Origin of the sequence: Bacillus sp. FSL R5-0523, from assembly GCF_037975295.1 — a bacterium.
Lineage (GTDB): Bacteria > Bacillota > Bacilli > Bacillales > Bacillaceae > Bacillus > Bacillus subtilis.
This window is the reverse complement of record NZ_CP150251.1, coordinates 1,189,562-1,212,590: the sequence shown is the minus strand read 5'-3', so window position 1 is coordinate 1,212,590 and position 23,029 is coordinate 1,189,562. Positions and strand designations below refer to the sequence as shown.

Here is a 23,029-nt window from a genome sequence, read left to right as displayed (position 1 = left end):
TTCTTTTTCAAATTCAAAGGGGAAGGAAACGCACTCCCTCCCCTGCAAGGGAAAATTATTGGGCAAGCCACCATTTTTCAATTTGGTACAACTCGCGTTTTGGATGATACACATAACCCTCTAAGTTAGCCGGCATCGCCATATGGTTGTTCGGATAGTAAAGGAAGGTATACGGCTGATCTTCAGCAAGTTTTTGGTAAATCTTTTCGTAAGCTTTTGAGTATTCGTTGCGGTCACTGATTGATTTTGCATCTTTGAGAAGCTTATCAACTTCAGGGTTTTTGTACCACATGTTATTTAAGCCTTTTTCAGACTGGCTAGAATGGAAAATATCGTAATGGTCTGGGAACGTTGATAAACTCCATCCTAAAACCATTGCGTCATAGTCCCAATTAGGTGGATTTGTCTGTTCTACTAATGCACTCCACTCAACGATTTGCGGCGTTACCTTAATCCCGACTTTCTTCAATTGTTCTTGAACAACAACTGCAATGTCTTCACGAACTTTATTTCCTTGATTCGTTTTCAGTGTAAACTCGAATTTTTTACCGTCTTTATCGAGGATGCCGTCACCGTCAGTATCTTCCCAGCCGGCTTCTTTCAGCATATTCTTAGCTTTTTTGACGTTGTATTCAAATTTAGGAACCTCTATATCTTTCGGATAGTTCCATGAAACCGGACTCTCAGGGATATAAGCGACCTTCCCGTCCCCATCTAATACGGTTTGCACCATTGTTTCACGGTCTAAAGCTGTCGTAAGCGCCTGGCGCACTTTTTTGTCTTTAAACAGCTCATTTTTCTCATTCCAGCCGATATACGTATAGCTTAACGCTAAATCTGTTACGACTTTGACATTATTAAACGATTCAGCTGTCTTATAGTCAGTTGACGGCACGTTAAAGAAATCAATATCTCCGGCCTGAAGCTGGGCAACTGCTGCATTGGCGTCAGGAATGATTTTATACGTGACACTGTCTAAATACGGACGGCCGTCATAGTAATCATCATTGGCAACAAGCTTCACGTATTGTCCGTCTTTCCATTCTTTAAATTTGAAAGGCCCTGAGCCGATTGGATTTTTTCTATTAAATTCGTTATCTTCAAGCTCTGCAACCGGTACATCTTTTAAAATGTGCTCAGGCAGAATCCCGTAGCTGTCTAACGTATTGTTATAGAAGTTAGGGTCTTTGTATTTCAGCGTAAATAAAACCTCATAATCGCCCTTTTTCTCTACTGATTTCAGCATTTCAAAGTTAGAGCCGCGCTCTCCTTTGTAATCCTTATTAAGCGGAATGCTGTACGTAAAGACGACATCATCGGCAGTAAGCTCTTCTCCGTCATGGAACTTAACGCCTTTTTTGATTTTTACGTCATATTTCAATCCGCCATCCAGCTCTTTCACACTTTCCGCCAGTGACATTTTGACATTTAAGTTTTCATCGGTTTTCGTTAAAAAGCTGTAAATCATTTGTTCAATATCTGTACTTGATTCATCTGTTGAATATAATGAGTTGAAAAGTGTTGGCGCTCCGATTGAACCAACAACCAAATCCCCGCCTTGCTGCGGTTTGCCTGCTGATTTTTTCGCGCTGCTGTTGCTTGATTTTGATCCCGAGCAGGCTGATAAAAAGATGGCCAGAACCATCAATACGCTTAGCATCATCAGTGCGGTTTTCCGTCTTTTCATTAGATATTCCCCCTCTTGAAATGTTCATTCTTCTCAGCTGTTGTTTATGTAGTGTGGCATACCCCCTCTCAAAGCTGTGCGGGCAACATTAGCTATAAAGGTGACAAGCCACAAAGTGGCTGGGAGCAGCTTCTTTAAATTCTGGTATTTGTTCCTTGCATATCGATTTTGCAACAGGACATCTTGTGTGGAATACGCAGCCTTTTGGCGGGTTGGCCGGGCTAGGCAGTTCTCCCTTCAGGACAATGCGTTCACGTTTGACAGATCCTCTTTTTCTTGTAACCGGAACGGAGGATAAAAGCGCTTGGGTATATGGGTGAAGCGGGTTGTCATAAAGCTCATGCTTGCCGGTCAGTTCCATCATTTTGCCAAGATACATTACTCCGACTCTGTCGCTGATATGGCGTACGACACTCAGATCATGAGAGATAAATAGATACGTAAGATTAAATTCTTCCTGTAATTCCTCCATCAAGTTAATCACTTGGGCCTGAATGGATACATCAAGTGCGGAAACCGGCTCATCTGCAATGATCAGCTCTGGATTCAAAGTGAGTGCTCTGGCAATGCCGATCCGCTGACGCTGGCCGCCTGAAAACTCATGAGGATAACGGCTGGCAAACGACGGGTGAAGCCCTACTCTTGCAAGCAGCTCTTCAACTTTTTCGTTTCGTTCACGCATGGTATACATGTTGTGCGTATTAAACGGCTCCTTTATGATGGAACGCAGGGTCTTCCTCGGGTTTAACGAAGCAAATGGATCTTGGAAAACCATTTGAATATTTTTGCGGACACTCTTCCGCAGCTTCTCCTCTGACAGATTGGAAATATCCTGCCCTTTAAAAAGAATTTGGCCCTCTGTCGGTTTGTACAGTCTGATCATCGTTCTGCCGGCAGTCGATTTTCCGCAGCCCGACTCTCCAACGATTCCGAGTGTTTCTCCTTTTTTTAACGAAAATGAAACACCATCCACCGCTTTTACATCACCGACTTTTCTTTGAAAAAGGCCTGACCGGATCGGAAAGTATTTTTTTACGTCACGAAGCTCTAAGATTGTTTCTTGATTAGCTGCTGTCATGATTGTTCGGCACCCTCTTCCTCATATAAAAAGCATCTCACCGTTCTTCCGCTTTTGTGTGTCAAAAGCGAAGGCTGATTTGTCCAGCACTTATCCATAGCTTTCGGGCACCTTGGGGCAAAACGGCACCCCGGCGGCAGATTATCCGGTGTAGGCACACTGCCTTTAATCGCATTTAATTTATCAATCTCTCCATCTATAACAGGAATTGACGTAAGCAGGCCTTCTGTATACGGATGAAGCGGTTCTAAAAATAAGTCATCAACAGTGGCGTTTTCCACGACTTGTCCGCAGTACATGACAATCACTCTATCGGCAGCTTCAGACACGACACCTAAGTCGTGTGTGATCAGAAGAATCGATGTATTGAACTTCTGACAGAGATCTTTCATGAGCTCCAGCACCTGGGCTTGTATTGTCACGTCCAGCGCTGTCGTTGGTTCATCAGCAATGAGCAGTTTAGGATTACAGCTCAGTGCGATGGCAATCATCACCCTCTGTCTCATACCGCCGGACAGCCGATGCGGGTACTCCTTCATAATTTGCTCCGCCCGGGAAAAACCGACCATCTGCAAGAGTTCAACAGCCCGTTGACGGGCTTCTTTTTTCTTCATGTTTTTATGGTAAATCAGCACTTCGGTAATTTGTTCTCCGATTGTTAACACCGGATTAAGGGAGGTCATTGGTTCCTGAAAGATCATGGATACTTCGTTACCGCGGATTTTGCAATAATCGTTTTCAGTGAATGAGGTGAGGTCTTTGTCTTCGAGTTTAATAGAGCCGTCCATGATTTTTCCGCCTGAGCTTTGGACGAGGCCCATAATTGATAAAGAAGTAATGCTTTTTCCGGAGCCCGATTCACCTACAAGCGCGACGGTTTCGCCTTTGCTGATGTGAAAATCGACTCCGTCAACCGCAGGGATCGGCTCCTTTTTCCTGAAAAAATAAGTCTTTAAATTATTCACTTCTAAAAGTGTGCTCATGCTAGCTCCCCTTTCCCCCCTCTTGTTGTCAAACGTTTTCAAGAGAAAGCAATCCCCTTATTCAGAAATAATAAATAATATTGAATTATCAAAATTTTATAGTTGTATATTATTACAATCATTTTGCAAAATCAAGAATTTTTTAGGATAATTGTAATATTATTAATGAAATTCCATTATTTTATCCTTTTAAAGCATTGCATCCAAAAAGGTTTCAGCAGGAATGGACAGCCCGTCTCCGGTGCTTGCCTTGTTGGCGGTTAAATATTTTTTTACAATATTGAATCCAACTGCGTATCCAAGCATTTTTGGCTGATATCCTTTGCCGAATAACAGCTGGGGGAATAATCGATTATCCCGTTTGATATCCTGATGGGGCGCAATCTTTTTTTTATATAAAGCCTGAAGCTGCTCCGGTGTATACCAAGTCGTCCATTCAGCCGTTTGACTTCGGCCGAACCTCTCATAAACAGCATATTCCGCCAGCCCTTCCATGATGATTGTATCAAGTAATGTGACATCCTTTTCCTCTTTTGTCAGATGACCTAACCGGCAAACGTGATGATACTCATGCGTCATAAGGGCCGATACCGACCCAAAATCTAAATCTGACGAAAGAAAAAGGAACATTTTGTCTTGAAAGGCGAGTCCTGATTTTGATCCGAATTCTAAACGGATTCTCCTGTTTCGTTCATCAACCGGCAGCGTGACAATTGGTACATCAGGACCTTGCCATTTGTTTTTGAGGTACTGTTCTTCCTTTTGGATATGTCCGTAAAAACCTTTTTCCTTCAGCTTGGAAACCGTCTGAATACCCTCTTTTATGTTTTTAAACATCCCATGATGCTGAAGGTGCCCCAGAATGCCCTTCCAGTTCTTTTTCTCCGCACCTGAAAAAAGCGGGATAATGTAATGCGCCAAATCATCTATTGAACCGGCCTTCCTGAGCCAGCTATATGTTTGTTCTACACTCATGTGATCGCCTCCTCTTTTAATCCTATGCACACAAAAAAAACCGGCTACCCTTTAAGGGCAGCCGGTTTGGCTTGATTATGATTGATATTTCTTAAAGATTAATGTTGCGTTGTGTCCGCCGAATCCTAATGAGTTGCTGAGAACATAATTAAGTTCCTGTCTGCGGGCTTCATCAGGCACATAATCCAAATCACATTCTTCATCAGGTGTTTGAATATTGATTGTCGGCGGAATCACACCTTCTTTAATGGCCAGGATAGAGAAAATGGCTTCAATACCGCCGGCTGCTCCTAAGAGGTGGCCTGTCATCGATTTTGTAGAGCTTACCGCAAGTTTATGCGCATGCTCGCCAAAAACGGTCTTAATCGCCATTGTTTCGTATTTGTCGTTGTAATACGTGCTTGTCCCGTGAGCATTGATGTAATCAATTTCTTCAGGTGCAATGCCTGCATCTTTAATGGCTTCTTGCATCGCTCTCGCTCCGCCTTCACCGTCTTGGGCCGGCGCTGTGATATGATAAGCGTCTCCGGTTGAGCCGTAGCCGACAATTTCTCCGTAAATTTTAGCGCCGCGGGCCAGGGCATGCTCAAGTTCTTCAAGAACGATAATCCCTGCACCTTCCCCCATGACAAAGCCATCACGGTTTTTATCAAACGGGCGGCTCGCTGTTTTCGGATCTGGATTAGTAGACAGCGCTTTGTTGGCACTAAAGCCGGCGAATGACATTCTTGTCAGCGGCGCTTCTGTTCCGCCTGTGACCATCACGTCTGCATCACCGCGCTGAATAACCTTAAACGCGTCACCGATGGAGTTCGTTCCTGTAGCACATGCTGTAACCGTACAAGAGTTCACCCCTTTTGCTCCTAATGCAATAGAAATCTGGCCTGTCGCCATGTCAGGAATCATCATTGGCACGAAAAACGGGCTTACCCGTCTTGGGCCTTTTGTTAAGAAGATTTCAAATTGAGACTCTAGTGTTTCAAGTCCTCCGATACCGGAGCCTACCCAAACACCGACTCTCGGCGCGATCTCATCGGTAATGTTAAGATCTGCATCTTCAACCGCCATTTTCGCAGCCACAACCGCATATTGTGTAAAGCGGTCCATTTTTCTGGCTTCTTTTTTATCCATATAATCTTCAACATTAAAATCTTTTAATTCAGCGGCAACTTTTGCCGGATATTCTTCAGCGTCAACACGAGTGATCGGACCGATTCCGGACACACCGTTGATTGCGTTATTCCAACTTGTATCGACGTCGTTGCCAAGTGGAGATAATGCTCCAAGTCCTGTAACAACTACTCTTTTTTTAGTCATCTTGTGTGCACCTCACCTTTTTTTATCGGCCCCAGCGGATTGCAATGGCGCCCCATGTTAGTCCTCCGCCGAACCCTACCATAACGACCACATCGCCGTCTTTGATTTTACCGGCTTCCAATTCTTCTACAAGAGAGATCGGAATGGATGCGGCAGAAGTATTTCCATATTTATGAACAGTTTTAGACATCTTTTCGACAGGAAGCTCTAAACGCTCGCGAGCAGCTTCCATGATACGGATGTTCGCCTGATGCGGAATCAAAAAGTCGACATCCTCTTTTGAAAGTCCGGCTTTTTCAATGACATTTACGCATGATTCTCCCATTTGGCGGACTGCAAATTTGAAAACTTCTCGTCCATTCATGATTGTATGTCGTTTTTCATTCAGATACAAGTGCTGACCGCCTGTGCCGTCGGCTCCTAGTTCAAATGAAAGGATTCCTCTGTCATCACTGACTGGCCCGACTACCGCAGCGCCTGCTCCGTCTCCAAACAGAACGGCTGTATTGCGGTCTTCCCAGTCGGTAATGCTTGAGAGCTTCTCTACACCGACAACTAGAACATGCTTGTAGGTTCCGGATTCAATAAATTGTTTACCGGTTACAACCCCGTACATGAAGCCCGCACAAGCCGCGCTGATATCCATAGCACACGCTTTCTTCGCGCCGAGCTGTTCTTGAATCATACAAGAGACCGTAGGAAATGACTGATCAGGTGTAACAGTTGCAACCAAGATCATATCCAGATCCTCAGCAGCCACTTCAGCTTGTTCCAGCGCATTTTTCGCTGCTGCAACAGCCATATGGGATGAAAACACATCATCTGCTGCGATTCTTCTTTCTTCTATTCCTGTTCTTGTACGAATCCACTCGTCAGAAGTTTCAACCATTTTTTCAAGATCATGATTTGTTAAAACCTTCTCAGGAATGTAACGTCCAACACCAAGTATTCCAGCTTTCATTAGGGAAGACTCCTTTATATCTTAAATTTAGAAGATCAATCAGGTTGTGATCAATTATTAGTATCAGGTACTAATTCTATCCTATTTTTTTTCACATGGCAATATATTCGTCTAAACTATCAGTTCATCTTACTCATAGAGTATGGTATATGGAAAGGAGGCGTATGCAGTTGGATGTGTTTTCAAGAATGATGTTCGGCGATGCAGCAAAACCAACAGAAGAGAAGGAGGAGGAACAGCAAGAGGAAGTTTCTCAGGTTTCTCAGACAAACGACGAAGAGACGATTAATTACATGCATATTATGGACCAAATCGGTTCAATTATGAACTCTCTTGATCAAATCAAGCCCGCTTTAAAGGAGCTTGCACCCATGCTCTCCGCTATTAAAAAGAAAATCATGTGAAAAGCCACTTTCAAAAAAGTGGCTTCTTCTTATTCTGTTTCAGATTTAGCGTCAGACTTGCCAAGCTCATAAGCTTCCGCCATTACCGTTGTAAATAGATTCATAAACGGCTGGATGGCCTCCATTGAGAGCTCAATGCCTGATTTCTCAAGCTGTTCTTTCGCTTCAGGGAGATATTTCATGGCAATTTGCAAGAATTCAAGTGATTTTTCGTGCTGCATGTGACGTCACTCCATTACTCGTTTTTTGGCAGCTCGCCTGTTTTGTTGTATGTTTTGATCAGCTTGGCGATTCTTTGCTGAAAGTCTTTGTCGACGAGCGGGCTGAATGTTCCCATCTCAACGACTCCCGTATTCAGGTCGTAGTAATGATCGCCGCCCTCAAGGGTGCCTTTATTAAATTGTTCAGCAATGATTTCATAGGCCTTGTCCACATTTTGCACCGTGCTGGTTAATACGGTATTCTCGCCCAGATCCGATTGATCTGTGACGTAGCCAATGGCATAAAGACCGTCTTTTTTGATTTGCTGAATAACAGGAACATTATACCCGTCTCCGGCGGGATACACAACATCCGCGCCTTCGTTCTTCATTTTCTGATAAAGCTTTACTGCTGTTGTATCATCATCCCAATGATCCGTATATTTCGTATTTACCTCTATATCCGGATTTTCATACTTGGCCCCTTTGATAAAACCGTCAACCTCAGGCTGCCACGTAAAGGAAGCAATTACACCGACCTGATTCGTTTTCGACATATGGGCAGCAGTCATTCCTCCAAAAAAGCCCATTGCTTCCCCGCTAAAATGGACACTCGTTACATTATCAGCTTTCGCTTTCGCATTGGAAATGACGAATTCCATATCTGGATAATCTTCGCCGACCAAGTTAAACACCTCAGCATATTCACTCCCATGGCCGTAGAGCAGATTGACGCCCCTCTTATGAAAATCCTCAATCGCATTTATGATATCTTCTTCTGTTTTAACGCCTTCTTTATAATAGACGTCCACATTGTATTTGGATTGTATATTCAGTAATCCTTTATACCCTTTTGTACCCCATACGAGGTCATTAATCGTATCAGGAAAGAGCATGCCGACCTTCTCAATTTTTCCTTTGAACGGAGTTTGTCCACATCCACTCAATAAAAGGAGGACAGAAAAGATCATGACAAGCCTTGTGATCAAGTCATGTTCAACTCCTTTTGACAAGCTATAACATGTTTATTTTTATACGTTTATTGTATCTAGAAAACTCGAAACATGGAAGGTTTTTCTTAATATTTGTCGAAAATTGATGAAAATTGTCTTTTCCACTCGATAATTTTTGTTTTTGCTTCTTCTTTTGAGGTTTTTTCTGTGACTTGCAATTCAAAAAACTGATCTTTGCTATGACGGCTTGGTTCTAACAGGAATCTCAGCAACTCGTCAGCGACGTCGTTTGTGTAATAGCCGTCTTCCTCTGTTTCTTCTTTCCATGGCCCATACATTTTCGGCAGGATCACGGTTTTTTCCGAGCCTGTTTTTTCACGTTTTTCCCATTCTTTTCGGTCTTCTTCATATACTAAAATATAAGGAGAATCACATTGGTCTAAAGGCAAAAAACTTCCGAACTGGATACAAATTGTATCATAATTTTGGTCTCCAATGTGTTCAAGCTGGCGAAAGAGTTCATTTCTCCCAAGCCACATGAGTCTTTCTTCTAAGTACATTTGTCTCATTTTATCTTCTGTTTCCGCCAGAACAACGTCAACATGTATGCCTTCATCCATCATTCGCTCACATAATGAAAGGCCGAAAAATTCGTCCGCACCTACAATCAGCGTTGATTCCATTGCATCTGCCGCCCTTCCGGTTTTTCATTTCCCAAAACAAAACAGCCTCCGCAAAAGAGAAGGCTGTTGTCATTATATTCTTTATAATTCTTTTTCATGACTGTGAAAGAATTTGCAAATTGATGCATAAATTCTGCTTGGATGCTCAAATAAATGAAATGTCATGTCGACCGGTGAGCCTTGCTTTTGCTGTTTTTCCTTGAAAACTTCTGCATGTACACTGTAGGGATATGGAGCTCCGGTCATACGCTGCCATATATGAACCGGTACGCCGCTCGGGTAGCTTTGAATTGTTTTATAACGAAGCGTTTCCGCTTCTTTTTCAGAAATTCCGTAGCTTTTCGATACTTCTTTCAAAAATTGTTTATAGAAAAATTTATTTTCTTTTTCCGATTCATAATGTGCCTGAAGATCGAGACAAGGATTCAACATTGCGGCTGAGCGGAAATGATCCGGGGAAAAACGAAGCAGTTCATCGGCCACGAGAGCACCCATGCCTTCTGCTAAAATATGAATCTTCGGATTGAGGATTTCCTGCTTCAGCACAGAATGTATCAGCTGTTTGGCATAGGTGACTGCTTTTTCCGCCCCCCAATGCCTTCCGAACAGATTGCTGTTAAAAAGAGTGTATCCTTCATTCATCAACATGCTCAGAAGCTGATTTCTGCCGTAATGCTGCTGCCAAAAGCTTGAATCATGTCCGACAAAGTGGGTTCTGTCCCCCAAGATAAAGATGCCGAAGCCGTTCGGGCGATAGGGCAGATGAATGACATTATGCTCCGTTCCTAGTTGAAAGTATCTTTCCGTTATTCCCATCGCTTGCCCGCCTCCTTTCACACTTCATCTCACGCTATCTTATGTAAATAGAAAAGAAACGAATAAGGTAAAGTCCTAGCCTTTTACATTTTTGGCTATTATACTGATTGACGTTTTTTATATTTTACCATTAAAGTGTGACGAATCAGACTCTTTTGTCACCTCACTTTCTGCTAAAATTGGATTCCCCCTTCGCTTTTTGTATGGTATGATAACTTTTAGAATAGAATGAGAAGGACGAGGTGGAAACGTGCGATATATTATTGCCTTTATTTGGACGTTCCTTTTATCACATATGGCATGCTACTTGGTTGCAAGCATGAACAGCGTTACGTATAATTTCAAAACATCATCTGTCATTGCTGTTGTACTGTATGTCTTAATCATGGTTTTAGCAGAAATCATGCCTATGAACAAAAATGCAAGCCAGCATTAAAAAGCCAAAAACCCAAAACATTTATTGTTTTGGGTTTTTTAGTGGTCACGGCTTTCTTTTGTAGGTCCACAGCCGGTTGTGGTTTGATGTTTCGGGGAACATTTCCCCTGCTGACAGATGGACCTTTTGAGGGTTTTTAACCATGCTCCCTGTCTCGCCGATTTCTACGTAGACACCGTTATTAGGCGCTTTCTGTCCGGGCCGGAATTGGTGCTGCTGTCCCACTGTTTTTCCTCCTTTTCCTTTTTGCTGTAGTATGCGCCTAAGCGGCTGTGAATATGTTGCCATCAAAAAAACTGCTGAGTTTGGCTCAGCAGTTTTTTGATGATTCCCCTTTATATAAAATGGCCTTCAGCAGTGCTTTTTGCACATGAAGACGGTTTTCCGCCTGCTGGAACACTGCAGAGTTCGGCCCGTCAATAATCTCCGCAGTCACTTCTTCCTCACGATGCGCAGGGAGACAATGTAAAAATGTATAGTCAGGCTTGGCATGGCTGACCAGCGCCGCATTCACCTGATAAGGCGCAAAGACAGCAAGACGTTCTTGCTCTTCCGCTTCCTGCCCCATGCTTGTAAACACATCAGAATAAATCACGTCCGCGTCTTTTACAGCTTCAATCGGATCATCTGTCAGCGTGATAGAAGAGCCTGATTGAAGTGCATATGTCTTTGCCGCTTCAGCTGCTTCATCTAACACTTCATATCCCTTTGGTGAAGCGATCGAGATATCACAGCCCATTTTCGCGCAGCCGATCATCAAGGAGTGCGCCACGTTATTTCCGTCACCGATGTATGCGACTTTTATGCCTTTAAGCTTCCCTTTTATCTCCTTAATCGTCAAGAGATCCGCCAGCGCCTGGCATGGGTGGTATTTATCGGTAAGTCCATTGATCACCGGAATGTCAGCTTCTTTGGCAAGTTCCTCCACCTTTTCATGTTCAAAGGTCCGGATCATGATGGCATCCACATAGCCTGACAGCACTTTTGCCGTATCAGCGACAGTCTCACCGCGCCCCAGCTGCAGATCTTTCTGGCTTAGAAAGAGGGCGTTCCCGCCCAACTGTGCCATGCCCGCTTCAAATGAAACACGGGTCCGCGTTGATGATTTTTCAAAAATCATCGCCAAGGTTTTGCCATGGAATATAGGCTGAATTTTGTTTTGTTTCAGCTCACCGGCTTCTGCGAGCAAGGCGTTTATGTCCTGTTCACTAAGGTCCTTTAACGTTAATAAATCTTTTCCGTATAAACTGGTTTGCGTCACTGTGTGCATGATGCCACTTCCTTTTTATAGAGGTCTTTGAGAGATACAGGTTGCGGATGGCCTGAACTGCTTTGTAAGAACGCCCGCACAGTTTCTTCTTCTGTAAAGACAGGGATGCCGTGCGTCATGGCTTCCAAGCGTTCTTTGCGTGCTTCTTCAGAACCGCTCAGATTGATGTGGAGCGCTTTTCCTTCCTGTTCCATCCATGAGGCAAATGTCCCTTCATGAACGGTAAAACCTGCGTTTTCTGCTAACTCCTTCACATCTTCCGGAACGTTTTGCAAATAAATGCTTCCTTTTTGACTCCAGACTCTTGTATAGATTTTTTTCAAGGCGCTGTTGGCATCATAGGCGACACACATGCCTTCTCCCGTTGATTTCATTTCCGGCCCAAGCTTGACATCCACATCCTGGATCGCATGAGAAGAAAAAACAGGGAACTTCACGGCAACTCCATGATGATTTTGAACTGCCGGATTTAGATCTTTTAAGGACGCTCCCGCCAGCAGACGTGTAGCGAGCGGAATCATCGGAACGCCCATTACTTTGCTGACGACAGGAACCGTGCGGCTCGCTCTCGGATTCACTTCAAGAACGAGTATGTTTCCATTGTCGATCACAAATTGAATGTTCATGATGCCTTTAAATGAAAGTTTTCGGGCAATTTTTTGTGCCGCATCTTTCATGCCCTGCTGCAGCCCGCTCGTGATGGACGGTCCGGGAAGAATGGCAAAGCTGTCCCCTGAATGGACACCTGCCCGTTCAATATGCTCGGTATATGTCGGGATAAAAACATCCTCGCCGTCGGAAATCAAATCAATTTCGACTTCCTTTCCAGACACATACTGATCAATCAAAATCGGGTATGGCATGCTGTCCTCATCATTCAGCAGCTGAGAAAGCTGGGCTTGCGAGTCAACAATGATCATGCCCATTCCGCCGATAACATAAGATGGGCGGATTAACACCGGATAGCCGATCTCACTCGCTTTTGAAGCGGCTTCTTCTTTTGTATAGGCAATTTCTCCTTTTGCGTGCTTCAATCCCAGCTCATCAAGAAGCTGATAGAATTGATCCCGATCCTCTAACACGTCGAGCGTTTGAAATGATGTGCCAAGAAGAGTAATGCCGGCTTTTTCGAGCGCTTCAGCAGCATTGATTGCAGTTTGGCCGCCGAATTGCACAATTGCAAAATCAATATTTTCCTGCTCCGCCACGTTTACAATATGCTCCGTTGTCATCGGTTCAAAATACAGGCGGTCCGCAATTTCATAATCGGTGCTGACCGTTTCCGGGTTATTGTTAATCATGATGGTTTCGAACCCAAGCTCTTGCAGTGTCAGCACACCGTGAACAGCACTGTAATCAAATTCAACGCCTTGGCCGATCCGAATCGGGCCTGATCCGATAATGAGCGCGCGTTTTTTCTCTTTGCGGCTGATGTCTCCATCGGTCTCTCCGAAATATGTGGAGTAAAAATAGTTTGTTTTCGCATCAAACTCTGCTGCGCATGTATCTACGATTTTAAAGGAAGGCGTAATGCCCATCTCCTTGCGAAGCGCGCGCACCTCTTCTTCTGTTTTGCTGATCAGCGAGGCAATCGTTGCGTCTGAGAATCCCTTTTCCTTTGCTTTCTTCAATAATTCAAAAGTGAGATCGCTCCCTGCTTCCATCAGGCGGTTTTCCAATTTGATGATGTTGTCAAAGGTATGAAGGAAAAACGGATCAATTTTTGTTTTTTCATGGATGTCATCAATCGAGACGCTGCGGCTCAACAGCTCCATGACAACGAAAAATCTGCGGTCATCCGGAGTGATTGCCAAATTCCATAGCGTATCAATTGACAACCCGCTGAGCTCTGGAAGGTGTGTCCCGATATTTTTTAATTCAAGCGACGCGGCTGCCTTTTGTATCGCCGCTTCTAAATTCCGTTCAATCGCCATCACTTCACCGGTGGCTTTCATTTTTGTGCCAAGCTTGCGGTCTGCGTTTTTGAATTTATCAAACGGCCAGCGCGGAAATTTGATGATCACATAGTCCAGTGCCGGTTCAAAGCTTGCGTAAGTCGAGCCTGTGAGCGGATTTTTCAGCTCGTCAAGGGTGTATCCGACTGCCAGTTTCGCGGCCATCTTCGCAATCGGATAACCGGTCGCTTTAGACGCGAGAGCCGATGACCGGCTTACACGCGGATTCACTTCAATGACGTAATATTGCTTGCTGAATGGATCAAGCGCGAATTGAATGTTGCAGCCGCCTACAACATCAAGTGCTGAGATGATCGTCAGACTTGCTGTCCGCAGCATTTGATAGTCTTCGTCTGTCAATGTTTGTGACGGCGCCACAACGATAGAGTCACCTGTATGCACGCCGACCGGATCGATATTTTCCATATTGCAGACGGTAATGCATGTGTTATTGCTGTCACGCATGACTTCATATTCAATTTCTTTAAAGCCGGCAATGCTTTTTTCGACAAGGCATTGATTGATCGGGCTTGCTAATAGCGCCTGTTTAATCATAGCTGTAAAGGCTTCTTTATCAGGGGCGATTCCTCCGCCCTTTCCGCCTAATGTGTAAGCCGGTCTGATAATAACAGGAAAACCGATGGATTCCGCAAAATGGAGGGCATCGGCCTCGTTATCAACAATTTCACTCTCCGGCACGGGCTGTTTTAATTCATTCATTAATGAACGGAATTTTTCCCGGTCCTCTCCTTTTTGTATCGTTTCAACGGATGTGCCGAGGAGTTTGACGCCGTGCTCTTTTAAAACACCCGTTTCTTCAAGCTCCACCGCTAAATTCAACGCGGTCTGACCGCCTAAATTGGCAAGAAGCCCATCAGGCCGTTCTTTCTTAATGATGGCTGTCAGGCTTTCTGCTGTCAGAGGCTCAAAATAAATTTCATCAGCGAAGGCTTCATCAGTCATAATTGTCGCCGGATTGCTGTTGACGAGAATGACCCGGTAGCCCTCCTCCTTCAGCGCGATGCACCCTTGAGTGCCTGAATAATCAAATTCTGCCGCCTGCCCGATGATGATCGGGCCTGAGCCGATTACTAATATGCTTGAAATACTGGTGTCTTTAGGCATGCGCGATTTCTCTCCTTGCTGGTATCACATTCTTTAGATAATCATCAAAAATCCATTCGCTTTCCGCAGGTCCGGGATGGGCTTCCGGGTGGAATTGAACACTCATGACAGGCAGTTTTTTATGGGCAAGCCCTTCAACTGACGTATCATTGACATGATGAAACCTGATCGTGAGCTCTTCTTCATTAATCGACTGTTCATCAACCACATAGCTGTGGTTTTGGCTTGTCATAAAGACCCGTTTCGTCTCACGGTCGATGACCGGATGATTAGCTCCCCTGTGCCCGAATGGCAGCTTAAAAGTATTCCCTCCAAACGCGAGCGCGATCAGCTGATGTCCGAGACAAATGCCGAGAGTCGGAAAGCGGCTGATGATGCTTTTGATCTTTCCTAAATATGGCTGGATTGCTTTCGGATCTCCAGGTCCGTTCGATAGCACAATGCCATCGGGTTTGATGTTGTATACGGCCTCCATTTGCTGGTATGGCACCACAGTAACCTTGCAGCCTCGTTTGACAAGTGATGATGCGATTGACTTTTTATAGCCAAAATCAATGAGAGCGATATGTTTATTCCCGTCGCCAAATGTGCTGATTTCCTGGGCGGAAGCCTGCTCTGCCACATTCTCTGGTTGAAGGGCAATCTCAGCTCCTTCTTTAGAGGCTGTGACTGTCGCACCCATCGTCCCGTTTGCCCGGATTTTCTTCACGACAGCCCTCGTATCAACATGGGTTAACAGCGGAATGTTCCATTTCTGTAAATACTCCTTGAGGCTGTATACCGCTTCATAATGAGAAAAGTGATCACACGCCTCATAGACAACCGCGGCTTTTACTTGCGGTTTCTTGCTTTCAAAATCCTTTTCATTTATGCCGTAATTGCCAATCAGCGGGTAGGTAAATACAATAATCTGTCCCTTATATGATGGATCTGTCAGCACTTCCTGATAGCCTGTCATTCCTGTGAAAAAAACAGCTTCTCCCGTACAGTTTTCATGACCGTCCAGCTCGCCGCTGAACGATGTCCCATCTTCTAACACTAAATAACCTTCCATCTAACAGCCCACCTCTTGATGAATAATTAATTATAAAAATGAATTTTTATGCCTTTATATCGAAAAAAAATCACTGGTTTACAGCGGAATGATGAGCGATTGCCTGTTTCAGCTTGCTGACGGCTTCTGCTATTTCATCCTTAGTCACGGTGAGCGGCGGCAGCAGCCGAATCACGTTCGGGCCGGCCGGCAATACAAGCAAGCCTAATGTCTGCAATTCAGCAATAATGTCAGCAACCGGGCCATCACACTCAATTCCAAGCATTAATCCTTTACCTCGGATTTGTTTAACAAAAGGGCTCTTTAGCTCCGCCTCAAGCTGTTCTTTTAAAAACGCCCCTTTGTCAGCAGCCTCTTGCAAAAAGTCAGGCTGGAATACAATTTGCAATGTGGCATTCACAGCAGCCATCGCCAGCATGTTTCCTCCGAAAGTCGTTCCGTGAGAACCAGGGGTAAACGCTTCTCCAAGCTGTTTCTTTCCGATGACAGCGCCGACCGGAAAGCCGTTTCCCAATCCTTTGGCGACTGTGATGATATCCGGTGAGAGTCCGAAGTGCTCATATGCGAAGCCTTTTCCCGTCCGTCCGATGCCGGTCTGGATTTCATCAATGATGAGAAGGGCTTGCTTTTCCTTGCAAAACGACTGTACGGCTGATAAAAATTCAGCGCTCGCCGGATTGACTCCTCCTTCTCCCTGCACTGTTTCAAGCATCACCGCGGCAATATCGCCTTCCTCCCCAAGAGCTTTAAAAGCAGAAGGATCATTGTATGGCAGGTAGTGAAAGCCTTCAAGCATCGGGCCGAAGCCTGTTTTGATTTTATCCTGTCCGGTCGCAGCCATCCCTGCATACGTGCGGCCATGGAACGACTGAAGAAAAGTGATGATTTTTGTTTTTCCAGTTGCTTTTCTGGCAAGCTTTATCGCACCTTCATTCGCCTCCGCGCCGCTGTTGCAGAAAAAGACAAGATCTCCCGCACTATGCGCTGCCAGCTTCTGCGCCGCTTGCTCTTGGAGACTGTTTTGAAACAGGTTGGATACGTGCCATACGCTGTCAAGCTGTTTTTTGACTGCCTCTGTCACCGCTTCATGGCAGTGTCCTAGATTTGATACCGCAATCCCCTGAATGAAATCGAGGTACGTTTTGCCGTTTTGATCCTCAACGTACGTTCCCTTTGCTTTTTTGATGTCAATATCCCAACGGCCGTAGGTTTGAAACAAGCTGCTCATGAAACAGCCTCCTTTGCTTTGACGATTTTTGTCCCTTGAAAGGTTTGTTCTGCGAAGAATGATCCTTTTCCGTTTACGATCATGACTTCAGACACCTGATCTGATAAAGCTGACAAGGCTGAATTGACCTTCGGGATCATCCCTCCTGTGATCACTTCCTGCTTGATCAGCATCTGAATCTCCTTAGGGGTCAGGACGTCCAGACGCTGCTTTTCCTTCATGATTCCATCGACATCCGTAACGAACATCAGCTTATCGGCTTCAAGCGCTCCGGCGACTGCTGAAGCAGCCAGATCAGCATTTACATTCAGCGTTTTGCAGTCGCTTGTCATAGACAGCGGCGCAATAACGGGGATGATGCCATTTTCCATCAGCGCGTTCACCATGGACGCATCGACTTTTTTGATTTCTCCCACTTCTCCGTATGTTTCCGGATCTAGATAATCAGCCTCCAAAAGACCGCCATCCTTACCAGAAATGCCTGCGGCTCGCAGTCCGTGTTTGGCAAGCTCAGCAACGAAAAATTTATTGACAGAACCGGATAAAACCATTTCCGCCACTTCCAGCACCGGCTTCGTTGTTTTCCTCTGTCCGCCCGAAAACTCTGTCTTGATATTTAACCGTTTCAGCATATTCGTGATTTCCGGTCCCCCGCCATGTACGATCGCCAGCTTCCAGCCTGACGCCATCAGCTCTTTCAGATTTTGAAAAAATTCCTCCGACAGCTCACGGATGACGCTTCCCCCGCATTTAAAAACGATTGTTTTCTTCATTTCGCTCCCCTTTATTACGTGCGATAGCTCGCGTTAATTTTGATATAGTCATAGGTCAGGTCACAGCCCCACGCTCTCCCGTTTCCGTCCCCTTCATCCATCTTGATGACAATGGTGATTTCATCTCCTTCAAGGTATTCCTTGGCGAGAGATTCAGAGAATGGCTGAGGTTCGTTATTCTTAAACAGGCATTGGCCGCCAAGATAAACCTCTACTTCTTCTGCCGTCACCTGTGCTGCGGAGTGTCCGATGGCTCCGATGATCCGCCCCCAGTTGGCATCTGTTCCGTATACTGCCGTTTTTACAAGATTTGATCCGACAATCTTTTTGGCAATGACGTTTGCATCAAGATTATTTTTCGCTCCCTGTACTTGGGCTTCAATTAGTTTTGTCGCGCCTTCTCCGTCTCTGGCAATCTCTTTAGCCAGATCCTCACAAGTGAGCATGAGCGCTTTTTTAAAGACCGGCCAGTCTGGATGGTCTTCTGTCAGGCACTCGTTTTCGGCGCAGCCATTCGCCATAACTAATACCATGTCGTTCGTGGATGTTTCTCCGTCAACTGTGATTTGGTTAAATGAAACGTCAGTGATTTCCCGAAGCGCCTTTTGCAGCGCTTTTTCTTCAATTGCCGCGTCAGTTGTCACAAATCCCAGCATCGTGGCCATGTTCGGGTGTATCATCCCCGAGCCTTTGGCCGCTCCGCCGATCGTGACTGCTTTGCCGCCGATTGCCAGTTCATAGCACGTCTGCTTGATCACCGTATCAGTTGTTAAAATCGCTTCCTCAAAATCGCCTGATCCCGCAGGTGTTTCTTTCAGCAGCTCGATCCCCGCGTGGATTTTTTCCATGTCTAAATGCTCGCCGATGACACCCGTTGATGAAACAGCGACAAGCTCCGGCTCAATGCCAAGCTGTGAAGCAAAGCTCTCCCGCATTGTGTATGCGTCCTTTAAGCCCTGTTCTCCCGTGCAGGCGTTGGCAATGGCGCTGTTGACGATGACGGCTTTCAGTGTCGGCCCGTGCTTTAAGCTGTCTTGTGTCACTTTGATCGGAGCAGCCTGAAAGTGGCTTTGGGTATAAACCGCTGCACTCACGGCCGGTGTCTCGCTGATAATGACGCCGAGGTCTTTTTTCGAGTAACGCAGCCCGCAATGCACACCCTTTGCCTGAAACCCTTTTGGCGAGGATACATCACCTGTTACTTTTACAATTTGATCTTCACTTAACTGAATCATGGTTCGATTCTCTCCCGTTCTATGGATAAATTGGCGTGATGGTGAGTCCAGTTTCTTCATTCCAGCCATTCATCAAATTAAAGTTTTGCACTGCCTGACCGGCGGCACCCTTCATTAAATTATCGATTACCGAGACGATCGTGACTCTGTTCGTTCTCTCATCGAGGGTCACGGCGATATCACAGAAATTGCTGCCGTACACTTCTTTCGTTTGCGGGTACTGACCTTTTGGCCTCACTCTCACAAAATATGAATCTTGGTAAAATTCCGAATATAAATCATGCAGGTCATCTGCGGATAGATCACAGGTTAATCTGGTATACATCGTCGCCATGATGCCCCTTGTCATCGGAACCAAGTGAGCCGAAAATGTAATGGGCCCGAGACCTGGCTGCCATTCATTCAGCGCCTGCTCAATTTCCGGCGTATGCTGATGTTCATTGACTTTATAAATTTTAAAATTGTCGTTCAGCTCAGAAAAATGGGTTCCCATGGATGCTTTTCTTCCCGCTCCGGAAACACCCGTCTTCGCGTCAACGATAACAAAAGATTCATCGAGCAGTTTCTTTTGAGCCAATGGCGCGAGGCCAAGCAAAACAGCTGTTGGAAAACAGCCTGGATTGGCAATGAGTTTCGCCTGTTGAATTTGCTGTTGATTCAGTTCTGCCAGACCGTATACCGCCTCTTGAATCACCGCCTTCGGTGCCGCTGTCCGTTTATACCATTTTTCATATTCAGCCGGTTCTTGTAACCTCAGATCACCTGACAGATCAATGACCGGAATTCCCGCATCTGCCAGCTTTGGAGTCAATTCACTTGAGACTCCGGGCGGCGCAGCGAGAAACATGATATCTATTTCGTGTTTGATCGTATTCATATCAATCGGCTTCAGCTTCTGATCCGCTAAGCCGGTAAGATGAGGATAACCCTCGCTATAGACATTCCCTTCTCCGCTGGATGAATAAAGTATGCATTCCTCTGCATGAGGATGATGCGAAAGAATCCTGACAAGTTCGGTGCCTCCATATCCTGTAGCACCTACAATTCCTATTTTCAAAACAAGTTCACCCTCTTGGTCTTTGTGAAATTATTTAACATTATAACATGAATAAAAATTAATTCAATCGTATATTTAATATTTTTATTCATTTATAAATTTTCTGTTCAATGGAAATTCCGCTCAAAAAAATCAGCACGACTCCAGCACAAAAACGTTGATGTGTCGCCGCTTTTCAGCCGCATAAAAAAAAACAGGCTGACCGCGTCAGCCTGTTTTCATCATCATCAACCCACTCAAAAAATATAGAATAGAGCTTGCATAAAAAATCATTTGCACTGTAAAAAAGTCAGCGAGAAAACCCCCGAGCATAATGGCTGCTGCTGAAAAGACAGCTGTCCAAAAATGATAATTCCCAATCTTCTTTCCACGCTCTCCGCTGTCTGTAAAATTAGCGATCAGCACTTTTTCTCCATGCTTTTGCATCGCTCCAAAGAGCCCTAACAGCACTTGGACGATATACACTTGAACGACGCTTCCGATATGCGGGACATATAAAAGCAGAACTGCCATCCCCCACGAGTTCAGAAGCAGAAAATAACGGCTGTCAAACCTTTCAGACAGCCGTCCGAGGAGCGGGTAAATGAGCGCTCCGCTCAACCCGAACAATCCGTAGGAAAAACCGAACTGTGTGTAGCTTGAGCCGATATTTTTCACAAACAGAATATAAAACGGAAAGATTAAACTGCTTGCGAAAAACACGCTGCTTTGTGATAATGTCAGCCATTTTAATTTGTTTTTCCCCATTATTTATACCTCTGATAAAAGTAATTCATAAAGCGCTCATCCGGGTCATAGGTTCGTTTTTTCTGAAAAAACGCTTCACTTTTCGGATATGCCTGCCTCATTTGCGCTTTTGTCTGGTAGGTCATATAAGGCAGATAATAGCTGCCGCCGTGCTTGATGGCAACGTCTGTCATGCGCCTGATGATTCGGGCAGTATCTGCCTGGTCTTCTTTTGAAAAGCCCTCGTTTATTAATAGCACGAGCGAAAACATATCGTCCTTCGCATAGGAAAGGTCGGCCTTTTCATTTTTCTGCACGTAGCGGATCGTAATGTTCAGCAGGTTCAGATCTTCGTCCGACAGCGTTTGTCTCAGGTCATCAATATAGGACCCATACTCCTTTACGGGCACAAAGTATTCTTGCAAAACATCTGTGTTGTCATTGTTTTCATACTCAAGAAACTTAGATTCGGACCGCATGACGTTATTGCGTGAAATCTCTGTGCCGTTTTGGCTCAGGAAATAGGATTGCTGTGTGTCCCACAGCCAATTCCTGCCCCATTCATACCGTCTTGACAAACCGAGTGCAAACTTTGTGGCTCCCGTATACTCATCTTCTTTGAGATCGCTGTATGATGGCAGCTGATCCTGGTGATCAGCCAATACGTAATTTGTGACATACATGTCTTTCAGAAATCCTTTTTTCGCTGTTGAAATTCGCGCCAGATGCATTCGGACATCTGGATTTCCTTTTACATGCTTTGAAAAATAGTCTGCGTATTTGCTGTAATTCATTTTTTCTGTCTTCATGACATACAGCTCATCATCTGTCAGTTCAAGCGTTACATCAAGAATCACGCCAAAAAGGCCGTACCCTCCGATGGCCGCCGTAAACAAATCATCTTTTGGAGTGACAGTGATAATCGTCCCGTCAGCTTTTAAAAGCCGGAATGATTTAACTGTATCAATCAGCGAGCCGTAGCGAATATCACGCCCGTGTGCATTTGCGCTGAGAGATCCGCCGATTGTAAAAATGTTTTGTGACTGCATGACTTTTACCGCGAGTCCGTATGGATTCACGTATTTCTGGATATCATTCCACGTTGCACCGCTTTGCACCCTGATGGTTTTCATCTCTTGATCGAGTGACAGGATTTTGTTGTAGCCCGTCATGTCGAGAACGATGCCGTCCTCATAATATGTATGGCCGCCCATGGAGTGCTGGGCCCCAGCGATTGAAATTTTTATGTTTTTTCGATTTGCCTCTTTGACTGTGTCAATGAGCGTTTCCTCTTCCTGCCCTTTCACTGTCTGCTTTATTTTTACAGGCATCAGGCGGCTGACATCCGTCATCTCGCTTGTGTCTGTTTTTTGCTCTGGGTTCACAGAGTACGCAAACAGGGCCGCATACGCGCCAGTACAAAGCGCGAATGCAAGCAATTTCTTTTTCATAGTGCTCTCCCTGCTGTTTTTTATGACCATTATACCATGACTGCGTCCTCATTTTTCCAAATTATCTTCTAGCCCGTTTTTCGGCACGGCGGTCGGCGACGATAAAGCAGGCGTGAATCGCGCCCGGCAGCCAAAAGATACAGGTCAATATGAGATTCAGCAAGGCCTGAAACGGTTTTCCCGAAAACAAAACAGCAAGCGGCGGGCATAAAACTGCCAGCAGGTACATCATTTCCTTTCACTCCTTTCAGCTGTAAAAAAGGACAGCCTCATATGTCAGGCTGTCCTCTTTTGTTTTATTGAATGCCAAGCGCAATTTTTGCGTATCTGGACATTTTATCTCTTGTCCATGGCGGATTCCACACAATGTGAACCTCCGTCTCTTTTACTTCCGGAATGTCCGCTAACGCTTTTTTCACTTCATCAACGATAATCGGCGCTAAAGGGCAGCCCATTGATGTCAGTGTCATCGTCACGTGCGTTAAGCCGTCTTCATCCATATCAACGTCATATACCAAGCCAAGATTCACGATATCAACGCCAAGCTCAGGATCGACAACCTGTTCCAAGGCGCCCATGATGTTTTCTTTTAATGCTTCTTCCACGTTCCCTCACTCCTTTTTTCTACAGTATAACGTAAATTCAGCTCTTGTTAATAACTT

General features: G+C 45.0%; 24 protein-coding genes. 2 read left to right on the top strand and 22 right to left on the bottom strand.

Translation table 11 applies throughout. The annotated features are described in order from the left end of the window. Positions 1-55: 55 nt before the first annotated feature. The 6 genes from NYE53_RS06215 to fabH all read right to left on the bottom strand — a co-directional run bounded on the left by NYE53_RS06215 (position 56) and on the right by fabH (position 7,001). Complete coding sequence (locus NYE53_RS06215; protein ID WP_339247791.1) at positions 56-1,687, bottom strand: peptide-binding protein; 1,632 nt, start codon at positions 1,685-1,687, stop codon at positions 56-58. Positions 1,688-1,775: 88 nt separating this feature from the next. Continuing rightward, the gene (gene appF, locus NYE53_RS06210; RefSeq protein ID WP_041056494.1) at positions 1,776-2,765 is read right to left on the bottom strand and encodes an oligopeptide ABC transporter ATP-binding protein AppF; all 990 of its coding nucleotides are present in this window, start codon (positions 2,763-2,765) and stop codon (positions 1,776-1,778) included. Next, positions 2,762-3,748, bottom strand: a complete 987-nt coding sequence (appD, locus tag NYE53_RS06205; protein WP_003232965.1) for an oligopeptide ABC transporter ATP-binding protein AppD — start codon at positions 3,746-3,748, stop codon at positions 2,762-2,764. The genes appF and appD overlap by 4 nt, the downstream gene beginning before the upstream one ends. 189 nt (positions 3,749-3,937) lie before the next feature. Further along, on the bottom strand, positions 3,938-4,723 hold the full coding sequence (locus tag NYE53_RS06200; protein WP_339247790.1) for a DUF2268 domain-containing protein: 786 nt from the start codon (positions 4,721-4,723) through the stop codon (positions 3,938-3,940). A 75-nt stretch (positions 4,724-4,798) separates the two neighbouring features. Further along, positions 4,799-6,040, bottom strand: a complete 1,242-nt coding sequence (gene fabF / locus NYE53_RS06195) for a beta-ketoacyl-ACP synthase II (protein ID WP_003244890.1) — start codon at positions 6,038-6,040, stop codon at positions 4,799-4,801. Positions 6,041-6,062: 22 nt separating this feature from the next. After that, complete coding sequence (gene fabH, locus NYE53_RS06190; protein WP_003232971.1) at positions 6,063-7,001, bottom strand: beta-ketoacyl-ACP synthase III; 939 nt, start codon at positions 6,999-7,001, stop codon at positions 6,063-6,065. A 164-nt stretch (positions 7,002-7,165) separates the two neighbouring features. Here fabH and yjzB point away from each other — a divergent pair, with 164 nt between their 5' ends. Then, positions 7,166-7,405, top strand: coding sequence for a spore coat protein YjzB (yjzB, locus tag NYE53_RS06185; RefSeq protein ID WP_003232972.1), 240 nt, complete (start codon positions 7,166-7,168; stop codon positions 7,403-7,405). A gap of 29 nt (positions 7,406-7,434) precedes the next feature. Here the strand turns inward: yjzB and comZ are convergent, their stop codons facing one another. From comZ to NYE53_RS06165, 4 genes are all read right to left on the bottom strand, one after another. Further along, complete coding sequence (gene comZ, locus NYE53_RS06180) at positions 7,435-7,626, bottom strand: ComG operon transcriptional repressor ComZ (RefSeq protein WP_003224559.1); 192 nt, start codon at positions 7,624-7,626, stop codon at positions 7,435-7,437. Positions 7,627-7,640: 14 nt separating this feature from the next. Next, positions 7,641-8,594, bottom strand: a complete 954-nt coding sequence (gene med, locus NYE53_RS06175; protein ID WP_014476425.1) for a transcriptional regulator Med — start codon at positions 8,592-8,594, stop codon at positions 7,641-7,643. A gap of 89 nt (positions 8,595-8,683) precedes the next feature. Then, positions 8,684-9,241: a hypothetical protein gene (locus NYE53_RS06170; RefSeq protein WP_339247788.1), complete on the bottom strand. Its 558-nt coding sequence runs from the start codon at positions 9,239-9,241 to the stop codon at positions 8,684-8,686. Positions 9,242-9,322: 81 nt separating this feature from the next. After that, positions 9,323-10,057 carry a hypothetical protein gene (locus NYE53_RS06165; protein ID WP_339247785.1) on the bottom strand — a complete coding sequence of 245 codons (735 nt, stop codon included), beginning with the start codon at positions 10,055-10,057 and terminating at the stop codon, positions 9,323-9,325. A gap of 250 nt (positions 10,058-10,307) precedes the next feature. On the opposite strand from NYE53_RS06165, the gene NYE53_RS06160 reads away from it, so the two are divergent. Next, complete coding sequence (locus tag NYE53_RS06160; RefSeq protein ID WP_003245236.1) at positions 10,308-10,493, top strand: DUF2929 domain-containing protein; 186 nt, start codon at positions 10,308-10,310, stop codon at positions 10,491-10,493. A 45-nt stretch (positions 10,494-10,538) separates the two neighbouring features. Here NYE53_RS06160 and NYE53_RS06155 read toward each other — a convergent pair whose 3' ends face one another. The 12 genes from NYE53_RS06155 to NYE53_RS06100 form a co-directional block, all read right to left on the bottom strand. Further along, positions 10,539-10,718, bottom strand: coding sequence for a YjzC family protein (locus tag NYE53_RS06155; protein ID WP_003245356.1), 180 nt, complete (start codon positions 10,716-10,718; stop codon positions 10,539-10,541). 85 nt (positions 10,719-10,803) lie between these two features. Next, positions 10,804-11,763 (bottom strand): ornithine carbamoyltransferase, encoded by a 960-nt coding sequence (argF, locus tag NYE53_RS06150; RefSeq protein ID WP_339247783.1) that lies wholly within the window; start codon positions 11,761-11,763, stop codon positions 10,804-10,806. Further along, the gene (locus NYE53_RS06145) at positions 11,751-14,843 is read right to left on the bottom strand and encodes a carbamoyl phosphate synthase large subunit (RefSeq protein WP_339247780.1); all 3,093 of its coding nucleotides are present in this window, start codon (positions 14,841-14,843) and stop codon (positions 11,751-11,753) included. The genes argF and NYE53_RS06145 overlap by 13 nt, the downstream gene beginning before the upstream one ends. Then, a complete protein-coding gene (locus NYE53_RS06140; protein ID WP_032721333.1) occupies positions 14,836-15,897 on the bottom strand; it encodes a carbamoyl phosphate synthase small subunit in 1,062 nt (353 codons plus the stop codon). The genes NYE53_RS06145 and NYE53_RS06140 overlap by 8 nt, the downstream gene beginning before the upstream one ends. A gap of 70 nt (positions 15,898-15,967) precedes the next feature. Continuing rightward, entirely contained in the window at positions 15,968-17,125 is a 1,158-nt protein-coding gene (locus NYE53_RS06135) for an acetylornithine transaminase (RefSeq protein ID WP_213414410.1), read from the bottom strand. Next, positions 17,122-17,898: an acetylglutamate kinase gene (gene argB / locus NYE53_RS06130; RefSeq protein WP_014476417.1), complete on the bottom strand. Its 777-nt coding sequence runs from the start codon at positions 17,896-17,898 to the stop codon at positions 17,122-17,124. The genes NYE53_RS06135 and argB overlap by 4 nt, the downstream gene beginning before the upstream one ends. 14 nt (positions 17,899-17,912) lie before the next feature. Beyond that, positions 17,913-19,133, bottom strand: a complete 1,221-nt coding sequence (gene argJ / locus NYE53_RS06125; protein WP_339247777.1) for a bifunctional ornithine acetyltransferase/N-acetylglutamate synthase — start codon at positions 19,131-19,133, stop codon at positions 17,913-17,915. A 19-nt stretch (positions 19,134-19,152) separates the two neighbouring features. After that, complete coding sequence (gene argC, locus NYE53_RS06120; RefSeq protein ID WP_339247776.1) at positions 19,153-20,190, bottom strand: N-acetyl-gamma-glutamyl-phosphate reductase; 1,038 nt, start codon at positions 20,188-20,190, stop codon at positions 19,153-19,155. 207 nt (positions 20,191-20,397) lie between these two features. Continuing rightward, positions 20,398-20,937: an MFS transporter gene (locus NYE53_RS06115; protein ID WP_003232993.1), complete on the bottom strand. Its 540-nt coding sequence runs from the start codon at positions 20,935-20,937 to the stop codon at positions 20,398-20,400. Beyond that, positions 20,937-22,367: an FAD-binding oxidoreductase gene (locus NYE53_RS06110; protein ID WP_339247773.1), complete on the bottom strand. Its 1,431-nt coding sequence runs from the start codon at positions 22,365-22,367 to the stop codon at positions 20,937-20,939. The genes NYE53_RS06115 and NYE53_RS06110 overlap by 1 nt, the downstream gene beginning before the upstream one ends. Positions 22,368-22,428: 61 nt before the next feature. Further along, entirely contained in the window at positions 22,429-22,599 is a 171-nt protein-coding gene (locus NYE53_RS06105) for a YqaE/Pmp3 family membrane protein (protein ID WP_003232996.1), read from the bottom strand. Positions 22,600-22,663: 64 nt separating this feature from the next. Beyond that, positions 22,664-22,972 (bottom strand): metal-sulfur cluster assembly factor, encoded by a 309-nt coding sequence (locus tag NYE53_RS06100; RefSeq protein ID WP_003224525.1) that lies wholly within the window; start codon positions 22,970-22,972, stop codon positions 22,664-22,666. Positions 22,973-23,029 lie beyond the last annotated feature (57 nt).

What these genes read in the sequence shown, in the direction of transcription:
- NYE53_RS06215 (WP_339247791.1), bottom strand. Translation starts at nt 1,687, where the DNA reads ATGAAAAGACGGAAAACCGCACTGATGATGCTAAGCGTATTGATGGTT.
- appF (WP_041056494.1), bottom strand. Translation starts at nt 2,765, where the DNA reads ATGACAGCAGCTAATCAAGAAACAATCTTAGAGCTTCGTGACGTAAAA.
- appD (WP_003232965.1), bottom strand. Translation starts at nt 3,748, where the DNA reads ATGAGCACACTTTTAGAAGTGAATAATTTAAAGACTTATTTTTTCAGG.
- NYE53_RS06200 (WP_339247790.1), bottom strand. Translation starts at nt 4,723, where the DNA reads ATGAGTGTAGAACAAACATATAGCTGGCTCAGGAAGGCCGGTTCAATA.
- fabF (WP_003244890.1), bottom strand. Translation starts at nt 6,040, where the DNA reads ATGACTAAAAAAAGAGTAGTTGTTACAGGACTTGGAGCATTATCTCCA.
- fabH (WP_003232971.1), bottom strand. Translation starts at nt 7,001, where the DNA reads ATGAAAGCTGGAATACTTGGTGTTGGACGTTACATTCCTGAGAAGGTT.
- yjzB (WP_003232972.1), top strand. Translation starts at nt 7,166, where the DNA reads ATGCAGTTGGATGTGTTTTCAAGAATGATGTTCGGCGATGCAGCAAAA.
- comZ (WP_003224559.1), bottom strand. Translation starts at nt 7,626, where the DNA reads ATGCAGCACGAAAAATCACTTGAATTCTTGCAAATTGCCATGAAATAT.
- NYE53_RS06170 (WP_339247788.1), bottom strand. Translation starts at nt 9,241, where the DNA reads ATGGAATCAACGCTGATTGTAGGTGCGGACGAATTTTTCGGCCTTTCA.
- NYE53_RS06165 (WP_339247785.1), bottom strand. Translation starts at nt 10,057, where the DNA reads ATGGGAATAACGGAAAGATACTTTCAACTAGGAACGGAGCATAATGTC.
- argF (WP_339247783.1), bottom strand. Translation starts at nt 11,763, where the DNA reads ATGCACACAGTGACGCAAACCAGTTTATACGGAAAAGATTTATTAACG.
- NYE53_RS06145 (WP_339247780.1), bottom strand. Translation starts at nt 14,843, where the DNA reads ATGCCTAAAGACACCAGTATTTCAAGCATATTAGTAATCGGCTCAGGC.
- NYE53_RS06140 (WP_032721333.1), bottom strand. Translation starts at nt 15,897, where the DNA reads ATGGAAGGTTATTTAGTGTTAGAAGATGGGACATCGTTCAGCGGCGAG.
- NYE53_RS06135 (WP_213414410.1), bottom strand. Translation starts at nt 17,125, where the DNA reads ATGAGCAGCTTGTTTCAAACCTACGGCCGTTGGGATATTGACATCAAA.
- argB (WP_014476417.1), bottom strand. Translation starts at nt 17,898, where the DNA reads ATGAAGAAAACAATCGTTTTTAAATGCGGGGGAAGCGTCATCCGTGAG.
- argJ (WP_339247777.1), bottom strand. Translation starts at nt 19,133, where the DNA reads ATGATTCAGTTAAGTGAAGATCAAATTGTAAAAGTAACAGGTGATGTA.
- NYE53_RS06115 (WP_003232993.1), bottom strand. Translation starts at nt 20,937, where the DNA reads ATGGGGAAAAACAAATTAAAATGGCTGACATTATCACAAAGCAGCGTG.
- NYE53_RS06110 (WP_339247773.1), bottom strand. Translation starts at nt 22,367, where the DNA reads ATGAAAAAGAAATTGCTTGCATTCGCGCTTTGTACTGGCGCGTATGCG.
- NYE53_RS06105 (WP_003232996.1), bottom strand. Translation starts at nt 22,599, where the DNA reads ATGATGTACCTGCTGGCAGTTTTATGCCCGCCGCTTGCTGTTTTGTTT.